Here is a 17,130-nt window from a genome sequence, read left to right on the forward strand (position 1 = left end):
GCGCTCCGGACAAGAGAGACCAGACCATGAATCAGGATCAACTGCTTGGGCTGGATGAGAGCCACCTCATCCTGGTGGGGCGCGGCCCCCATCGTCTGACCGCCGCCACCGCGGCGGCCTTCAACGACATGCAGGTGGCTGCCGCCCATGCCGGTTTCAACCTGCAGGCGGCCTCCAGCTGGCGCGGCTTCGAGCGCCAGCTCGCCATCTGGAACGGCAAATGGCGCGGGGAGCGCCCTCTGCTGGATGCGAACAACCAGCCCCTCGATGCCCTGCAACTGGGCGAGACCGAGCGACTGCACGCCATCCTGCACTGGAGTGCCCTGCCCGGCACCAGCCGCCATCACTGGGGCACGGATCTCGACATCTACGATCCGGACTGCCTGCCCGCCGGCACCCGGCTCGCGCTGGAACCCTGGGAGTACGAGGCGGGCGGCTGGTTTGCCGATTTGCGCGAGTGGCTGGACGATCACATGAACGACTTCGGCTTCTTCCTGCCCTATGCAAAAGGGGAGCAACCGGATCAGGGGGTGGCCTACGAGCCCTGGCACCTGAGCTTCGCGCCCGAATCCGACGGGCTGGCCCTGGATCCGGCGGCGCTGGCGCTTTGTCTGGAACGGGCGGATATTGAAGGCAAGGAGTGCATCCTGGCTCATCTCGACGAGATCCTGGCCCGCTATGTCACCCCGGCACACCACGAAAGGAGATTCTGATGAGCTTGTGGTTATGGATAGGCTTGCCGCTGCTGTTTTTGCTCGGCCTGTTTCTCAACGCCATCAAGGACATGAAGCAGCTCGAGAAACAGCTGCCCAAGTACAAGGACAAGATCCGGGAGGTCAAGGACGACGAGGACGACTGACCCTCCTCGCAGGAGCCCCTCGGCGCTCCTGCCCCCTTCCCGACCACGGCATTTTTCCGCCCTCTGCCGCCCCCTGAGCCGGCCCTGAAAGCCCCATCCACTGCCCCCTTTCCCTTCGCTTTCCCGCGCGGTCACTTCGCCTTCGCCCTGCTTGAAAACTGCGCAACAAACGTAAAAAACTGCAAAACAATGCACAATTAAGCCACACAAAGGGGGTCAATCTGCATATAATGTGCCTGTTTTGCAGCCCGCCATAAGGAGTTCGCCATTGGATGCCACCACCGTCAACAGTTTCTTCTTCATCGGTGCCCTGTTGGTGGGCGCCAGTGTCCTGTTGAGCGCGCTCTCCTCCAGAGTCGGCATCCCCATCCTGGTCATCTTCCTCGCCGTCGGCATGCTGGCGGGTGAGGATGGTCCCGGCGGCATCCACTTCGCCGACTACTCGGTCGCCTACCTGGTGGGCAACCTGGCACTGGCCATCATTCTGCTGGACGGCGGCATGCGCACCCGGGTCTCCTCCTTTCGGGTCGCGCTCTGGCCCGCGCTCTCGCTGGCCACGGTCGGGGTGGCCATCACCACCGGCCTCACGGGCCTCGCCGCCGCCTGGCTGTTCGACCTCAACCTGATGCAGGGGATGCTCATCGGTGCCATCGTCGGCTCCACCGATGCGGCGGCGGTCTTCTCCCTGCTCGGCGGGCGCAGCCTCAACGAGCGGGTCAGCGCCACCCTGGAGATAGAGTCGGGCAGCAACGACCCCATGGCGGTCTTTCTCACCGTCACCCTGATCGAGGTGCTGGCCACCGCCCAGCAGGGGCTGGATGCTGGCTTCCTGCTGTTGCAACTCGTCAAGCAGTTCGGGCTGGGCGCTGGCATCGGCCTTGCCGGGGGCTGGCTGCTGTGGAAGCTCATCAACAGTGCCAAGCTCGCCCCCGGTCTCTACCCCCTGCTCACGGTGAGCGGCGGCCTGCTCATCTTCGCCCTCACCACGGCGGTGGGGGGCAGCGGCATCCTGGCCATCTACCTCACCGGCCTGCTGCTCGGCAACCTCTCCCTGCGCAGCCGCAGCACCACCCTCTCCGTGCTGGACGGCCTGACCTGGCTCAGCCAGATCGGCATGTTCCTGGTGCTGGGGCTGCTCGCCTCGCCGCACAAGCTGCTGCCCATCGCCCTGCCGGCGCTGGCCCTGGCCATGTGGATGATCCTGTTTGCCCGTCCGGTGTCGGTCTGGATTGGCCTGCTGCCGTTCAAGAACTTCGCGCCCCGCGAGCGCTGGTTCATCTCCTGGGTGGGGCTGCGCGGCGCCGTGCCCATCATCCTGGCGGTCTTCCCCATGATGGCGGGGCTGCCCAATGCCCAGCTCTACTTCAATGTCGCCTTCTTCGTGGTGCTGGTTTCGCTCATCCTGCAGGGCAGCTCGCTGCCGCTGGCATCAAAGCTGGCGCGAGTGGAGGTGCCCGCCCCGCCCTCTCCCATCAACCGCTCTGGGCTGGAAATCGATCTCGACAGCCAGTGGGAGACCTTCGTCTATCGCCTGAGCGCCGAGAAGTGGTGCATCGGTTCGCCCTTGCGGGAGCTGCGCATGCCCCAGGGCACCCGCATCTGCGCCCTGTTCCGCGGCCAGGAGCTGCTCCATCCCTCGGGCAGTACCTGCCTGCAATCCGATGACATCCTGTGCGTCATCGGCCACGAGCACGACCTGCCCGCCCTCGGTCAGCTCTTCAGCCAGGCGCCGGAGCAGGATCTGGGCCCGCGCTTCTTCGGTGACTTCCTGCTGGAGGCCAACGCCAGGCTGGTGGATCTCGCCCCGCTCTACGGGCTGGATGTGAGCGAGGTGGCGGATCAGAGCCTCGGCGATTTTATTGCCCATCAGTTGGGCGATAATCTGGTGGTCGGTGACCATGTCGCCTGGCAGGGACTGCTCTGGACGGTGGCGGAAATGGAAGAGGGTGAACCCCGCAAGATAGGGGTGCGCTTCCTGGAAGAAGACCCCGTCTAGGCGCCGGCCATCGTAGCCCGCATTTGTGTGAGAAGGGAGTGAACCATGCCTTATCAAACCCTGTTGTCCGGTCTGTATCCTCCCTCGCCCAAGCTGGGCCTCATCGAGGGTTTCTTTGGCAAGGGCTGGAGCTGGGAAGCCCGTGCCCGCTACGCCCAGTGGCTGCCCCGCCACGGCTATGGCTTCTACCTCTACGCCCCCAAGGAAGACGGCTACCTGCGCAAGCACTGGGCCACACCCTGGCCCGCCGACCAGCTTGAAGCCCTGTGCCAGCTCGCCCGCCAGTGCCGGGAGAACGGTCTGGCCTTCGGGGTGGGCCTGAGCCCCATGGGAGCCCATCACGACTATGCCCGCCAGCGACCCGCCCTGCTGGAGAAGGTGAGGCTCATCGAGGAGGCGCTCAAGCCCGATATCCTGGCGATCCTGTTTGACGACATGAAGGGGGACACCCCGGATCTCGCCCACTGGCAGCTCACCATCGCCCACGACATCGCGGCCCACACCGACGCAGGCCGCCTGCTGTTCTGCCCCAGCTACTACAGCACGGATCCCGTGCTGGAGAAGGTGTTCGGTGCCATGCCCCCCCACTATCTGCAGGATCTGGGTCAGGGGCTCGACAAGCGCATCGATGTCTTCTGGACCGGCCCCAAAGTCTGCTCCACCGAGTATCCGGCTGCCCACCTCAAACAGGCCGCCGACTGGCTCCATCGCAAGCCCTTCCTGTGGGACAACTATCCGGTCAATGACGGCAGCAAGGCGAGCAGCTTCCTGCACCTGCGCGCCTTCGAAAACCGTCCGGCAGAGCTGGCGGATCTCGTGAGCGGCCATGCGGTCAATCCCATGAAGCAGGCGGCCCTCTCGGCCCTGCCGCTCGCCACCCTGCCCATGAGCTACAAGCTCGGCAAGCAGTACGATCCTGACAAGGCGCTGCACGCCTCTCTCAACGCCACCTGCGGGCCGCAGATCTCCGCCATGATCCAGGCCGACCTGCCGCTCTTCCAGGACATCGGTCTGGCCCAGCTCACCCCCGAGCAGGTCATCCACCTCAAGAGCCGCTACCTGCCGTTCCAGGATCAGGCCTGCGTGAACGAGATCCTGCGCTGGCTGGCCGGGGAATACGTGTTCGATCCGGACTGCCTGACCGACTGACCCCATGAGTCCATGAAAAACGGGCCCATGTAAAAGGCCACCTCCCGGGCAGGGAGGTGGCCTTTTTGCATGATCTCTCTTCAGGTGCCCCATGGCGTCACATAGGGCGGCAGATGGAGCGGGTGTTTAGCCGAAGGCCAGCCAGACCCCGACAAACAGCATGAGAGAGCCCGCGATCCGGTTCATCAGAGTGACATTCCCGCTCTTGGCGAGGAAATGGCGCAAGGTGCGGCCACCGCTGGCATAGAGCATCAGGCAGGAGAACTCGATGACCAGGATGAGCGCGACCAGGGCCCCTATCTGGGGTGCCATCGGCTTGGCCGCATTGATGAAGGGGGGCAGCAGGGAGACCATGAAGGCCCACCCCTTAGGGTTGGCGATGGCGGTCACGAACCCCTGCACGGCCAGCCCCATGGAGCTGGTCTGCTGGCCCGCCGAGAGATCCGCCGGGATGGCCATCTTGCCCTTGGCCTGCCACATCTGGATGCCAAGCCAGACCAGGTAGGCGCCACCTACATATTTGAATGCTGAGAACAGGGCCGGGTAGTTGAGCATGACTGCCGCCACCCCGACCACCGACAGCACGGAGACCAGGCCGACGCCGACAAGCTCCCCCCACATCATGGGCAGGGTACGGCGCACCCCCAGACTCATGCCCAGGGTCATCGCCAGGGTCATGCACATACCGGGGGTTACTGAGACAAAAAAGAACGTGGGAATAAAGAGCGCCAAGATGGCGGGATCAATCCAGTCGGACACACTACACCTCCAGGGTAACAAGCAGACGATCTTGCCTATCACACTCTTTTAACACAAGAAAAACCTTTTCATTCAGCAAGAATTCAGCATTAAAAACCCTGTGACAAGGATTGTCGCGTCTGTGTAAGATACCGCCTCACTCCTCTTTCGGGTTAGGATCTTTCATGTCATTGAATAATCTGTCCATTCGTCTTCAAGTGCTTATCCCTCTCCTGCTCGCCAGCCTGTTGATGCTGCTGATGGCCGTGATCAGCAAACAGGAAATCGACGGTGCCATTCAGGACATGAATGAAACCACCGCCAGCGTCACCCGCCACAAGGACGACATTGCGGCCCTGATCCACGCCACCTACCGGCTGCGCACCAACGCCATCTACGGCCTCTACGATGAGGCCCTCTTCGCCCAGTTGCCGGCCCAGCTCTCCGCCGCCGAACAGGAGATTGGCGCCATCCTGACCAGACTGGTTGTCACCGGTGCCGAGCAGGACAACCGTCAGGTCGCGGCCGCCCTGCAGGCCTACCTCGGCCATACCCGCAGCAGCATGCTGCCCCTGCTGACCGCCAAGTACCAAGGCAGTGGCGATCCCGCCGCCTATGAGCAGGCCCGCCTGCACTTTCGCGATCTGGGGGAGGCGCTCATCAAGCAGATCGATGCCATGTCCGTCCACATCAATCAGCTGACCCAGACTGAGATTGCCGAGGAGCAGGCCCACGACCGCGCGACCCTGCTGCGCACCCTGCTGCTGATGGGGGGCACCCTGATCGCGGCCCTGCTGGGTGGCTGGTGGATCTCCGGGCGCATCGTGCAGCCCATCGGCCAGTTGCAGGAGGTGATGCACGCCGTCGCCCTCGGCCGCTTCAACGTGCGTGCCAATGCCGAAGGCAACAACGAGCTGGGCCAGCTCGCCAGGGATATCAACCGGACCCTGAGCCAGCTTGCCAACACCATCCAGACCCTGACCGGCATCAGCGGCAATGTGGCCTCCGCCGCCACCGAGCTTGCCGCTGTGATGACCCAGGCAGAGGTCAACGCCCAGCAGCAGCGGGGTGAGACCGAACAGGTGGCCTCCGCCGTCACCGAGCTGGCCAGCACCGCCGACAACGTCAACCACAACGCCGCCCTGGCCGACGAGCTGGCCCGGGATGCCAACAGTCGGGTCGAGCAGGGGCTGGCCCTGTTTGCCGAAAGCATCGAGGCCAACGGCCGCATGGCGGGCAGTCTGGAGAACGCCGCGACTGTGGTGGCCAGGCTCAAGTCCCAGTCCGAGCAGATCGGCAAGGTGATCGAAGTCATTCAGAGCATTTCGGAGCAGACCAACCTGCTGGCCCTCAACGCCGCCATCGAGGCGGCCCGCGCCGGTGAAAGCGGCCGCGGCTTTGCGGTGGTGGCCGACGAAGTGCGCCTGCTGGCTGCCCGTACCCAGGACTCCACCAAGGAGATCCAGGCCATCATCGAGCAGTTGCAGAGCCAGTCCCTCTCCGCCAACAGCGGCGTGCAGCAGACCCTGGAGATCCTCGGCCACAACCGGCAGCTCTCCGCCGAGGTACAGGCCTTGCTGGGGGGCATCACTGACGCGGTCAACCAGATCAACGGTGCCAACGCCCAGGTGGCGACCGCGGCAGAACAACAATCCTGCGTCACCGCCGACATCAGCCGCAACCTCACCAACATCCACGAGATCGTGAACCAGAACGCTGCCGGCATCAGCCAGAGTGCCGCCGCCAGTCACGAACTGTCACAGCTCGCCGAGCAGCAGCGCAGGCAGCTCGCCCAGTTCCAGCTCTGATACTGCGAGGATCTCTTCGATACCGCGGGGCCCGGCGCTGGCCCCGCACTTGCCCCTCCCCTTCACGCCTCCTGTTTAAAACGGGTTTTTGCCATCAAGGTGTCATTGGGGGCTGGGCTGCATTCGCAAATGTGGGTATGGTAGAGGCACGTCACTCCCCCTCATCGAGAGATCATCATGAGCCTGAAGTTCAAGAAACCCGCTTTTATCACGCTCGGCCTCATCGCCCTGCTCTCCGCACTCTGGCTCGATTTCTATCTGCCGGAACACACCATCGCCACCATCACCGGGGTGGAGGTGAAGCGCACCGACAAGGATGGCCCCATCAGCCAGAAGAACCCGGCTGACGGCCCCACCACCGACGTCTATTACATCTACACCGAGCGCCCCGGCGAGAAGATCCGGGTGTTTCGCAATGAAGACACCGAATGGGGCTGGCCCTTCTACTTCAAGTTCAACGCCGCCGACGTCCAGGCCAAGGCCAAGTCCATGGAGTTCGAAAAACGCCTGGCCATCATCACCTCCTACGGCTGGCGCGTGAACATGTTCTCCATGTTCCCCAACGTCACCAAGATCGCGAGCACCGAGCCCGATGCCTCCACCTGGAGCTTCTTCCGCTGGTTCTGGTTCGGTGTCTGGGCCCTGGTGATGGGCAAGGCGGCCATCGCCACCTGGCGCTACTTCGATCGCCTCGAGGACGAGATATGAGCGAGCCGAGCAAGACCCGCACCAGCTTCTATCGCCGGCTCTACGTGGCTCACCTCATCAGTCAGGGCACGGACACCGTGCCCGCCATCATGGAGGCGACCGGCATGCCGCGCCGCACCGCCCAGGACACCCTCAGCGCCCTGGCGGAGCTCGACATCCAGTGCGCCTTCGAGCAGACCGAGGGGGCTCGCCATCTGCAGGGGCACTACCGCATCAGCGACTGGGGGCCCATCAATCCGGCCTGGATTGCTGCGCAGCTTCCCGTCATCAGGCAGACCCTGGGGTATCCCTGACACCCCGGACCCGGGTCTGCTCCCATAGAGAAGGGGCCAGCCTTGCGGCTGGCCCCTTTCTTGTCTGGCCTGATATCCCGTTGCCCTCCCCCGGGCTCACTCCCCTTCGCCGAAAGACGCTTCCGGCAGCGGCTCCGCCGACTCACCCCGGGTGCAGTCGATGATGGAGCGCTTGGGATTGTTGGGGTCGCGCAGCAACAGGGGGGCCATCCCCTCGTCATGCAGCCTCTCGTCGGAAAATTCGCTGCCATAGGCGTTATGTGTCAGCCTGCGGGCATTGGCGATGGGGGTATCCACGAAGAGGGCATGTACCTCGAAGGTGGAGGCCGGCACCAGGAAACCGACGATGGGCAGGCCGTGCAACTCCTGATGGACCTTGTACCAGGCAAAGCCCTCGCTCACCTTGTCAGGGGTATACATGGCGAGCTGCGGATTGGCCGGGCGCCCGGTCTCGATGTCGAGATGAAGGGTGTCCAGCTCGCAGGTCGCCAGCCCCTGCCACATCTTCTCGAACGGGGTCGCGCAACCCGTCAGTTGCATGCATGTCAGCAGCGCCAACGTCCCTTTCCACATTCCCAACCCCTTATCCGATGTCCAGGATGTCAACCAAATGAGCGCAGTCGCTGCACCAGCAACTCGATGAAACCGACTCTGTCGAGCCCCAGCAGCACCAGGGCATTGGCCGGTTTGCCGGTCAGGTCGTAGCGATCCACCACCGTCATCCCCAGGGTATGGGTTCCGCCGGTTTCGATATCGACCCGGCACTCCACCCCGTGAAACAGGGAGGGCGCCAGCAGCCAGGCGATGGTACAGGGGTCATGGAGCGGCGCGCCAGCAAATCCCCACTTGGGATCCCGATGATAGATCATGAAAAAGTCGAGCAGCTGTGCCACGCACTGCGCCACCGGGTTGGGAATGGCGCGTACCCGCTCGATATCCTCGTCCATCACCTGGGCCTCGTGGGTCACGTCCAGCCCGCACATGGTGATGGGCAGCCCCGACTTGAAGACCATATCGGCCGCTTCGGGATCCACATAAATATTGAATTCCGCCGCGGGGGTCCAGTTGCCCGCACCGGCGGCGCCCCCCATCAGCACAATGCGGGCGATCTTCTGCTTGAGCTCGGGGTAGGCCGCCAGCAAGAGGGCAATGTTGGTGAGCGGCCCGGTCGGCACCAGGGTGACCGGCTCCGGGCTCTCGCGCAGACACCTTGCCATCAATTCAAGGGCGCTCATCGCCCGGGGAGCAAAGGCGGGATCCGGCAGTTCTGGGCCGTCCAGCCCCGATTCGCCGTGGACGTTGTCGGCGATGATGAGCTCACGGGCCAGGGGCTTGGCTGCCCCCGCCGCCACCGGGATGTCGTCGCGGCCGAGCAGGGTCAGGATGCGCAGGGCATTGTTGAGAGTCTTGTCCGGGGTCTGGTTGCCCGCGCTGGTGGTGACCGCCAGCACCTTCAGCTCGGGGCTCGCCAGCGCCAGAATGAGGGCGATGGCATCATCGTGGCCGGGATCGCAATCGAGAATAACGGGCAACGCCATGGACAGACTCCTTACAACATGACAGGGAGCCATACCTTAGCAAGAGATGGCCAGATGAACTCAGGAGGGAGTCACAAAACGCCTCAACCAACGAGATCAAGTACTTGGCGACAGGCCTTGGGAGCGGACATCCAGATTCGCCGCGCCGCAATCGTTCGGGTATGATCCCTCCCCCTTCATCGTCCGGCTGCCCCATGTCCGTCATCGTCGACACCTTCATCGCCCCGCCCTGCGCCGCCACCATCGAGATCCTGTTTGAGGATGCGCATCTGCTGCTCATCAACAAGCCGAGCGGCCTGCTGAGCCTCTCGGGCAAGAACCCGCAGAACCTCGATTCGGTCCATTACCGGCTGGTACAGGATTACCCCGGCTGCACCCTGGTGCACCGCCTCGACTTTGGCACCTCGGGCGTCATGGTGGTGGCCAAAAGCAAGAGCATCAACGCCCTGCTCTGCCACCAGTTCAGCCAGCGCACCGTGAGCAAGGCTTACGAGGCACTGCTCTGCGGCCATCTGGCGGTGGATGAGGGCGTCATCGACGCATCCATCGCCAAGGATCCGGCGCTGTTCCCGCTGATGAGCATCTGCGCCGCCAGCGGCAAACCCGCCCGCTCACGCTATCGGGTGATGGAGCGGCTCACCCTGGAGGGGGCAGGCCAGCCGGTGCCATTGACCCGGGTCAGGCTGGTACCGGAAACCGGGCGCACCCACCAGCTGCGCATCCACAGCCAGTGGCTGGGCCATCCCATCCTGGGATGCGATCTCTATGGCGGCCTGCTCCCGCCCGGCTGCGAACGAGCCCCCAGACTGATGCTGCACGCCAGTGAACTCGGTTTTGTGCACCCGGTGAGCGGCGAAGCGGTACAGATCTGCTGTGAAGCGCCCTTTGCGCAGGCACTGGCGGCCATGACGGTGCAACAGGGGTAACGAAGAAGGGGGAAAGCAGGGTCAGGAAGGCAAAAGGGGCAAACGGCGGATAAAGATAGGGGCCGCGCTTTCGCAACGGCCCCCACCCCCCACTCGGTACTCTTTGTTACAAAGAGGGCTATCAGATCAGCTTGCGGGCGGCGCCCAGCACGATCTTGATGGCATCAGATTCGGTTTTCGCCATGGTTTCGGCGTTCGGGATTTCCTGCTGGGTACGGTTCACGATGACACCGGCCACCATGCCCGCACGCAGGCCCTGGCTGGTACACATGGTCAGCAGGGTCGCGGACTCCATCTCGTAGTTCAGCACGCCCATGGCTTGCCACTCTTTCATGGAACCCTGGAAACGTTGTACCACGCGACCGGATACGGTGTCGTAACGCTCCTGACCCGGGTAGAAGGTGTCAGAAGAAGCAGTGACGCCCACATGCAGCTTGGAGCCCAGCTCCTTGGCTGTATTCACCAGGGCGGTGGTGCAGTCAAAGTCGGCCACTGCCGGGAACTCCATCGGCGCGAAGTGCAGGCTGGCACCGTCGAGGCGCACGGAGCCGGTGGTGACGATCACGTCGCCCACGTTCAGGTGCGGCTGGATGGCGCCGGTGGTGCCGATGCGCAGGAAGGTACGGATACCCAGCTGGGCCAGCTCTTCCACCGCGATGGAGGTGGACGGGCCACCGATACCGGTGGAGCAGATGATCACGGCCTTGCCGTCCATCTCGCCGCGCCAGGTGGTGAATTCACGATGGCTGGCCAGGTGCACCGGGTTGTCCAACAGCTCTGCGATGCGCTTCACGCGCTCGGGGTCACCGGGGACGATCGCCAGGGTGGCGCCTTGCAGATCCGCTTTTTTCAAACCCAAGTGAAATACATCAGACATAGTGGACTCCTGGTTGCGCCCCGCCGCATGGCAGCCGAGTGCAGTTAAGGTGATTCTTTACGGTACTTTCAAGCCGGTGTCCCCTCATCCGGGGAGGCGCCAACTATGGTCGAAAGCGCTTTCCAATTCCTTGATGCGCCTCACACTTCTGCGCTTCAAAGCTGACAAAAATGGCGCGAAACGTTTGCTAAGATGATGAATTTCTTGAAAAACGTTTTTACGCTCCTTTTGCTCTCCCATCCCTTGTCAAGCCTTGAGCGACCGTCCATTTAAAGAGCGCGATCGAGTCCACAAAGTTGCAAACGAGATACCATTGACCCCTTCTCATCCCCTCCGACGCTGTTATGTTGGCGCCCGCATACCACTTAATGGCTAATCATACGGAGTCCATCATGGCGACATTCAAGTTCTACATTCCCGCAATCAACCTGATGGGGGCGGGCTGCCTGCAGGAAGCGGCAGCGGATATCCAAGGACATGGCTATCGCAAGGCGCTCATCGTCACCGACAAGATCCTGGGCCAGATTGGCGTGGTGGGCCGGCTCGCCGCCCTCCTGGCCGAGCACGGCATCGACGCCGTGGTGTTCGACGAGACCAGACCCAATCCCACCGTGGCCAACGTCGAGGCGGGTCTTGCGATGATCCGGGCCCACGGCTGCGACTGCGTCATTTCGCTCGGCGGCGGCTCACCCACGACTGCGCCAAGGGCATCGCCCTGGTGGCCGCCAATGGGGGCAGCATCAAGGATTACGAGGGGGTGGATCGCTCCGCCAAGCCGCAGTTGCCGCTCATCGCCATCAATACCACCGCCGGCACCGCCTCCGAGATGACCCGTTTTTGCATCATTACCGACGAATCCCGTCAGGTGAAAATGGCCATCATCGACAAGCACGTCACGCCGCTGATGTCGGTCAACGACCCGGAACTGATGCTGGCCAAGCCCGCCGGCCTCACCGCCGCCACCGGCATGGATGCCCTGACCCACGCCATCGAGGCCTATGTCTCCACCGCCGCCACCCCGGTCACCGATGCCAGCGCCGTGATGGCCATCGCACTGATTGCCGAACACCTTCGCACCGCCGTGCATCAGGGGGAGGATCTCCATGCCCGTGAGCAGATGGCCTATGCCCAGTTCCTGGCCGGCATGGCCTTCAACAACGCAAGCCTGGGCTATGTGCACGCCATGGCTCACCAGCTCGGGGGCTTCTACGACCTGCCCCACGGGGTGTGCAATGCGGTGCTGCTGCCCCATGTCCAGGCCTACAACGCCCGGGTGTGCGCCGGCCGGCTCAAGGATGTGGCCCGTCATATGGGGGTGGATGTGAGCGCCATGAGCGATGAGCAGGGTGCGGCGGCAGCCATTGACGCCATCCGGCAACTGGCTCGCGACGTCAAGATCCCCGCCGGTCTGGAGCAGCTCGGGGTCAGGGCCGACGACCTCGACGTGCTGGCCAACAATGCGCTCAAGGATGCCTGTGGTCTCACCAACCCCAGGCAGGCGACTCACGCGGAGATCGTCGCCATCTTCCGCGCCGCCATGTAAGGGGGCAAGATCTGCCAGGGCCGCCACGCGGTCCTTTTTATTGGCTGATGGATCAATGGCTTTTTACTTCCGCACGGGGAGTGGGTATGATTTGCCGAGCTAAAAAGACTGTATGGATGATCTGAACCCGATATGCGGATGAAACACCTGATTGCCGCGGCCCTGACCGCCCTCACCCTGTCCGGTTGCAGCCTGGTCTATCGCATCGATATTCCCCAGGGCAACTATGTGGAACAAAAGCAGGTCGACAAGCTGCGCCAGGGCATGACCCGCGAACAGGTCGAGTTCGTGCTGGGTTCTCCCATGTTGCGCGACAGCTTTGACCCCAACACCTGGTACTACCTCTATGAGTTCCAGCCCGGTCGGGGCGACAAGGAGCGCAAGGAGCTGACCCTCAACTTCGTGGGTGACAGACTGGCCACCGTGACCGGTGATTTCCCTCTCCCTGCCGCCTTCACCACACCGCTCTAGATGACATTACAAAACCGGCTTCTGCCGGTTTTGTTCTCTCTGGCCCCGGTGATGTCGCCAGGCCACACTCTGGATACCTCATTGCCCCGAGGAGATCATCATGAGTCGATTCCTGATTGCCGGCGCCACCGGTCTGATTGGCAAAGCCTTGCTGCGCGAGCTGGGGACGGAGCACGACCTCCTCCTGCTCTGCCGCAAACCGGGCGACCCCGCTCCGGGACGCACCTGGCTGCCCACCTCGTTCGACGCGCTGGACAGATTGACGCTGCCCTCCCCTGTGGACATTGCCTTCTGCTGCCTAGGCACCACCCGCAAGGATGCCGGCTCGGCCGAGGCCTTTCGCCGGGTCGATTTCGACTATGTGCTGGCCGTTGCCGCGCTCGCCCGTTGCCACGGCTGCCGCCGCCTGCTGGTGGTCTCCAGTCTGGGCGCCAACCCGGGTTCCCCTGCCCTCTATCCCCGCACCAAGGGCGAGATGGAGCAGGCCCTGCTGGCTCAGGAGTGGCAGCGGCTCGTCATCCTGCGCCCGGCCATGCTGCTCGGCCATCGCGAACCTGCGCGCCGTTCGGAGCAGATCATCCAGGCCATCTATCCGCTGGTAAAGCCCCTGCTGCTCGGGTCGCTGCGCCGCTGGCGTGCCATCGAGGCCAGTCAGGTGGCGCACGCCATGGCGCGCCTTGCCATCCAGGAGAGCGGGATAGAGACGGTGGAAAACGAGCGCCTGCTCACCCTGTGATGCCCCGTGCCGGGCGAGACGATCACAAAGGGGCGCCACGGCGCCCCTTGTCACAACCCATCACCCGTCAGGTGCCGGCATCGTCTCGCTTGCGGTGCACATCGGGCCGCCCGCCGGTGACCACATCGGCACGCCCCTCTTCCTTGGCTTTTTCCGCCCGCTTCTTGCGCATCTCCTTGGGGTCGGCGATGAGAGGGCGGTAGATCTCGATGCGATCCCCCTCCTGCACCGACTCTGTGCCCTTCACCGGACGGCTGTAGATACCGAACTTGTTGACCGACAGGTCGATCTCCGGGTGCTTTTGCAGGATGCCGGACTGTTCGATGGCCGCCAGCACGCTGGTCTCGGGCGCGACCCGGATGCACAGCACCGTCTGCCGCTCGGGCAGGGCATAGGCCACTTCGATATTGAGGAGCTCAGACACCGTAAACCACCTTGGCACGATTGGAGAAGGCAAGCACCATGGAGCTCACCAGCTCGCGGAAGATCTGGCCAAAGGCCAGCTCAATGAGCTTGGAGGTGAACTCGAAGTCGAGATCGAACTCCACCTTGCAGGCATCCACGTCCAGGGGTGTGAAGGTCCACCATCCCGCCAGCTTGCTGAAAGGCCCCTCCACCAGCTCCATCTTGATGGTGCGATTGGCATCGAGCTGGTTGCGCGTGGTAAAGGTCTTGGCGATACCCGCCTTGGCCACATCGACCGAGGCCATCATGTAGTCTTCACGCGACTCGTGAACACGGCTGCCGACACAGCCGGGCAGGAACTCAGGATAGGCATCAACATCATTGACCAGCCGGAACATCTGTTCCGCGCTGAACATCACCAGGGCACTGCGAGTAATACGGGGCATGGGTTTTCCTCATCCAATCGGCCCGATTTTATCACCTTGTCAGCCAAAATCACCGCCGAAACTGTTCGCGGGTCACCAAGCAGGGCAATCGCACACTTTCCGGCCAGTGTGGTCCGCTCTCGCCCCGCCCTTCCCTCAAAATCGTCATCGAACTGCTCACAAAGCCGCCACTCGGAGCGCTGTGCGTTTTACAGCCGCCGCCACCCACGTATAATGCGCCTTCCTAAACATTGCCTAAGGCCCCCGTCATGAGCAAAAAGAACAGTAAAAACAAAGCCGGGTCCAGCACCATTGCACTCAACAGAACCGCCCGTCACGAGTACTTCATCGAAGAGCGCGTGGAAGCCGGCCTGTCCCTGCAAGGGTGGGAAGTGAAGTCCCTGCGGGCGGGCAAGGCCAACATCAGCGAAGCCTATGTCATCTTCATGCAGGGGGAAGCCTTCCTGTTCGGCTCCAGCTTCCTGCCGCTGAACGCCGCCTCCAGCCACGTGGTATGCGATCCGACCCGCACCCGCAAATTGCTGCTCAGTCGCCGTGAACTCGACAAGCTCGAGAGCCTGACCGCTCGTCAGGGCTACACCATAGTGCCGCTGGCCCTCTACTGGAAAGCGTGCTGGGTCAAGGTCGAGATCGGCCTGGTGAAGGGCAAGAAAGAACACGACAAGCGGGAAGACACCAAGGCCCGTGAATGGGATCGGGAAAAAGCCCGCATCATGAAAAACAAACACCGCGGTTGATTGTGCGCCACCCGCCATGGCAAGGCGTCCAATAAACCAGCAATCGACCGGCCAAGGCCGGTCGATTGCCATCAACGCCTTGCCATGACAGGATTTTTGCGTACAATCCCTTTTGACAACTTGGGGCTGATTCTGGATTCGACAAGATTCACGAAACCCAAGGTGCATGCCGAGGTGCGGTAGGCCTCGTTAATAAACCGCAAAAAAATAGTCGCAAACGACGAAAACTACGCACTCGCAGCTTAATAACCTGCGCTGAGCCCTTCTCCCCTAGCTTGCCTGTGTCCTAGGGAAATGGAAGGTCATCCTTCACAGGATCGTGTGGAAGTCCTGCTCGGGGCGGAAGCATTAAAACCAATCGAGCTAGTCAATGCGTGGCGTGTCTCTCCGCAGCGTGTTGGCGAATGTAAAGAGTGACTAAGCATGTAGTACCGAGGATGTAGTAATTTTGGACGGGGGTTCAAATCCCCCCAGCTCCACCAAATACCGGTCCAACAGTGACCAACGAAGTCCAAGAAACCCGCATAGCATAAGGCTTTGCGGGTTTTTTGTTGTCTTATGCTGTCCAATGGGGTGCGTTGCCATCCAGCCCTTTTAGGCATATCGTTAGGCATATCGTTTTGTATGCCTTCCGGAGCGTATGCCTATGCCTCGTATCACCCGTCCCTTATCCCCAACCGAGATCAAAGCAGCCAAGCCCAAAGAGAAGGAATACACCCTCTGCGACGGGGCTGGTCTGGAGCTCGTCATCAAGCCCAATGGCTCCAAGTTGTGGCGCCTGCGTTACTACCGCCCCCTAACTAAACAGAGAAACATGATCAGCTTTGGTTCCTGGCCGGAGATGTCGTTGGCTGAAGCGAGAGAGAAACGCTCCGAAGCCAAATCTCTGTTACTGCAAAGCATTGATCCCCAGCATCACCGTGATGAGCAAGCATCCGCCGCATTATCACAGAGCGAGCACACCTTTGAAGCCGTCGCCAAGCGCTGGTTTGATGTTAAGCGTCCTTCCGTCACCCCGGCCTATGCCGAGGATCTCTGGCGTTCGCTCGAAATGTATCTGTTCCCCGAGTTTGGCACTGTGCCTGTTATGGAGATCAAGGCTCAGAGAGCGATCAAGATCATCGAGCCCATCGCCGCTGCAGGTAAACTCGAAACTGTGCGTCGTCTCACCCAGCGGGTGAACGAGATCATGACCTTCGCCGTCAACTCTGGTCTGATCGATGCCAACCCTTGCTCGGGGATAAGCAAGGTCTTTCAGCGGCCAGCCAAACAGCACATGCCCAGCATCAACCCCAACCAGTTGCCAGAACTGATGAACCGGCTTTCCAAGGCCAGCATCAATTTGCAGACCCGCTGCCTTATCGAATGGAGCCTGCATACCTTGGCTCGCCCCAGCGAGGCGGCCGGAGCCCGGTGGGCAGAGATCGATATGGAAAAGAAACTCTGGCGGATCCCACCAGAGAGAATGAAGAAGCGCAGAGGTCATGACGTGCCCTTGACGCCGCAGACACTTGCCTACCTGGACCTCATGCGACCGATCAGCGGCCATCGTGAATTTATCTTCCCTGGTATCCGTAATCCTAAAACGCACACCAACGAGCAAACAGCCAATGCGGCCTTGAAAAGAATGGGATATGAAGGGACCTTGGTCGCTCACGGCCTGCGAGCCTTGGGCAGCACCACCCTGAACGAGAGAGGATTTGATCGAGACGTTATAGAAGCTGCCTTGGCGCACTCTGACAAAGATGAAGTCCGTAGCGCATACAACCGCACGGATTATCTGGAACGTCGCCGAGAAATGATGGTCTGGTGGTCAGAATATATCGATGCAGCATCCAGAGTCGGTTCAGCACTGACGTGGTTGCCATCGTCAAATGTCAGCTGAGCTAAGTTTCAATAA

18 protein-coding genes, 1 other RNA gene and 1 pseudogene are annotated in these 17,130 nt (G+C 62.0%); 14 read left to right on the forward strand and 6 right to left on the reverse strand.

Annotated elements, in window-relative coordinates:
* Positions 1-26 precede the first annotated feature (26 nt).
* From ACPW74_RS12970 to ACPW74_RS12985, 4 genes are all read left to right on the forward strand, one after another.
* Positions 27-713, forward strand: a complete 687-nt coding sequence (locus tag ACPW74_RS12970) for a M15 family metallopeptidase (protein ID WP_039039936.1) — start codon at positions 27-29, stop codon at positions 711-713.
* Positions 713-859, forward strand: coding sequence for a hypothetical protein (locus ACPW74_RS12975; protein ID WP_010674048.1), 147 nt, complete (start codon positions 713-715; stop codon positions 857-859). The genes ACPW74_RS12970 and ACPW74_RS12975 overlap by 1 nt, the downstream gene beginning before the upstream one ends.
* Positions 860-1,127: 268 nt before the next feature.
* Positions 1,128-2,855, forward strand: a complete 1,728-nt coding sequence (locus ACPW74_RS12980; protein WP_010674047.1) for a potassium/proton antiporter — start codon at positions 1,128-1,130, stop codon at positions 2,853-2,855.
* Between the two features lie 45 nt (positions 2,856-2,900).
* Complete coding sequence (locus ACPW74_RS12985; RefSeq protein WP_102948164.1) at positions 2,901-4,004, forward strand: beta-N-acetylglucosaminidase domain-containing protein; 1,104 nt, start codon at positions 2,901-2,903, stop codon at positions 4,002-4,004.
* A gap of 126 nt (positions 4,005-4,130) precedes the next feature.
* Here ACPW74_RS12985 and ACPW74_RS12990 read toward each other — a convergent pair whose 3' ends face one another.
* Positions 4,131-4,763 (reverse strand): LysE family translocator, encoded by a 633-nt coding sequence (locus ACPW74_RS12990; protein ID WP_113977937.1) that lies wholly within the window; start codon positions 4,761-4,763, stop codon positions 4,131-4,133.
* Between the two features lie 164 nt (positions 4,764-4,927).
* Here ACPW74_RS12990 and ACPW74_RS12995 point away from each other — a divergent pair, with 164 nt between their 5' ends.
* The 3 genes from ACPW74_RS12995 to ACPW74_RS13005 all read left to right on the forward strand — a co-directional run bounded on the left by ACPW74_RS12995 (position 4,928) and on the right by ACPW74_RS13005 (position 7,551).
* Complete coding sequence (locus tag ACPW74_RS12995) at positions 4,928-6,550, forward strand: methyl-accepting chemotaxis protein (protein ID WP_109112419.1); 1,623 nt, start codon at positions 4,928-4,930, stop codon at positions 6,548-6,550.
* Between the two features lie 177 nt (positions 6,551-6,727).
* Entirely contained in the window at positions 6,728-7,258 is a 531-nt protein-coding gene (locus ACPW74_RS13000; RefSeq protein WP_039039880.1) for a DUF1523 family protein, read from the forward strand.
* Positions 7,255-7,551, forward strand: coding sequence for a winged helix-turn-helix domain-containing protein (locus ACPW74_RS13005; RefSeq protein WP_039039881.1), 297 nt, complete (start codon positions 7,255-7,257; stop codon positions 7,549-7,551). The genes ACPW74_RS13000 and ACPW74_RS13005 overlap by 4 nt, the downstream gene beginning before the upstream one ends.
* 96 nt (positions 7,552-7,647) lie before the next feature.
* Here the strand turns inward: ACPW74_RS13005 and ACPW74_RS13010 are convergent, their stop codons facing one another.
* Together ACPW74_RS13010 and rihA are read right to left on the reverse strand one after the other, a co-directional pair.
* The gene (locus ACPW74_RS13010) at positions 7,648-8,124 is read right to left on the reverse strand and encodes a hypothetical protein (protein ID WP_045525252.1); all 477 of its coding nucleotides are present in this window, start codon (positions 8,122-8,124) and stop codon (positions 7,648-7,650) included.
* A 29-nt stretch (positions 8,125-8,153) separates the two neighbouring features.
* Positions 8,154-9,089, reverse strand: coding sequence for a pyrimidine-specific ribonucleoside hydrolase RihA (gene rihA, locus ACPW74_RS13015; RefSeq protein WP_048207269.1), 936 nt, complete (start codon positions 9,087-9,089; stop codon positions 8,154-8,156).
* A gap of 161 nt (positions 9,090-9,250) precedes the next feature.
* Here rihA and ACPW74_RS13020 point away from each other — a divergent pair, with 161 nt between their 5' ends.
* Positions 9,251-10,015 carry an RluA family pseudouridine synthase gene (locus tag ACPW74_RS13020; protein ID WP_161653435.1) on the forward strand — a complete coding sequence of 255 codons (765 nt, stop codon included), beginning with the start codon at positions 9,251-9,253 and terminating at the stop codon, positions 10,013-10,015.
* A 121-nt stretch (positions 10,016-10,136) separates the two neighbouring features.
* On the opposite strand, the gene udp is transcribed toward ACPW74_RS13020, so the two are convergent.
* Positions 10,137-10,892 (reverse strand): uridine phosphorylase, encoded by a 756-nt coding sequence (udp, locus tag ACPW74_RS13025; protein ID WP_010674037.1) that lies wholly within the window; start codon positions 10,890-10,892, stop codon positions 10,137-10,139.
* A 392-nt stretch (positions 10,893-11,284) separates the two neighbouring features.
* Here udp and yiaY point away from each other — a divergent pair.
* From yiaY to ACPW74_RS13040, 3 genes and pseudogenes are all read left to right on the forward strand, one after another.
* A pseudogene (gene yiaY, locus ACPW74_RS13030) lies at positions 11,285-12,435 on the forward strand (L-threonine dehydrogenase).
* Between the two features lie 132 nt (positions 12,436-12,567).
* Positions 12,568-12,906: an outer membrane protein assembly factor BamE gene (locus ACPW74_RS13035; RefSeq protein WP_029314185.1), complete on the forward strand. Its 339-nt coding sequence runs from the start codon at positions 12,568-12,570 to the stop codon at positions 12,904-12,906.
* 100 nt (positions 12,907-13,006) lie between these two features.
* Positions 13,007-13,642, forward strand: coding sequence for an NAD-dependent epimerase/dehydratase family protein (locus ACPW74_RS13040; protein WP_425858171.1), 636 nt, complete (start codon positions 13,007-13,009; stop codon positions 13,640-13,642).
* A gap of 67 nt (positions 13,643-13,709) precedes the next feature.
* On the opposite strand, the gene ACPW74_RS13045 is transcribed toward ACPW74_RS13040, so the two are convergent.
* Together ACPW74_RS13045 and ACPW74_RS13050 are read right to left on the reverse strand one after the other, a co-directional pair.
* Positions 13,710-14,066, reverse strand: a complete 357-nt coding sequence (locus ACPW74_RS13045; RefSeq protein ID WP_039039886.1) for an RnfH family protein — start codon at positions 14,064-14,066, stop codon at positions 13,710-13,712.
* On the reverse strand, positions 14,059-14,493 hold the full coding sequence (locus ACPW74_RS13050; protein ID WP_425858173.1) for an SRPBCC family protein: 435 nt from the start codon (positions 14,491-14,493) through the stop codon (positions 14,059-14,061). Before ACPW74_RS13050 ends, ACPW74_RS13045 begins: the two co-directional genes overlap by 8 nt.
* Before the next feature lie 248 nt (positions 14,494-14,741).
* On the opposite strand from ACPW74_RS13050, the gene smpB reads away from it, so the two are divergent.
* The 3 genes from smpB to ACPW74_RS13065 all read left to right on the forward strand — a co-directional run bounded on the left by smpB (position 14,742) and on the right by ACPW74_RS13065 (position 17,115).
* The gene (gene smpB / locus ACPW74_RS13055) at positions 14,742-15,230 is read left to right on the forward strand and encodes an SsrA-binding protein SmpB (RefSeq protein ID WP_010673973.1); all 489 of its coding nucleotides are present in this window, start codon (positions 14,742-14,744) and stop codon (positions 15,228-15,230) included.
* Between the two features lie 122 nt (positions 15,231-15,352).
* Positions 15,353-15,712, forward strand: a transfer-messenger RNA (tmRNA) gene (gene ssrA / locus ACPW74_RS13060).
* A 164-nt stretch (positions 15,713-15,876) separates the two neighbouring features.
* A complete protein-coding gene (locus tag ACPW74_RS13065; protein ID WP_041212680.1) occupies positions 15,877-17,115 on the forward strand; it encodes an integrase domain-containing protein in 1,239 nt (412 codons plus the stop codon).
* Positions 17,116-17,130: the final 15 nt, after the last annotated feature.

The organism is Aeromonas sp. INTO2, assembly GCF_049860605.1.
Classification (GTDB): domain Bacteria; phylum Pseudomonadota; class Gammaproteobacteria; order Enterobacterales; family Aeromonadaceae; genus Aeromonas; species Aeromonas caviae.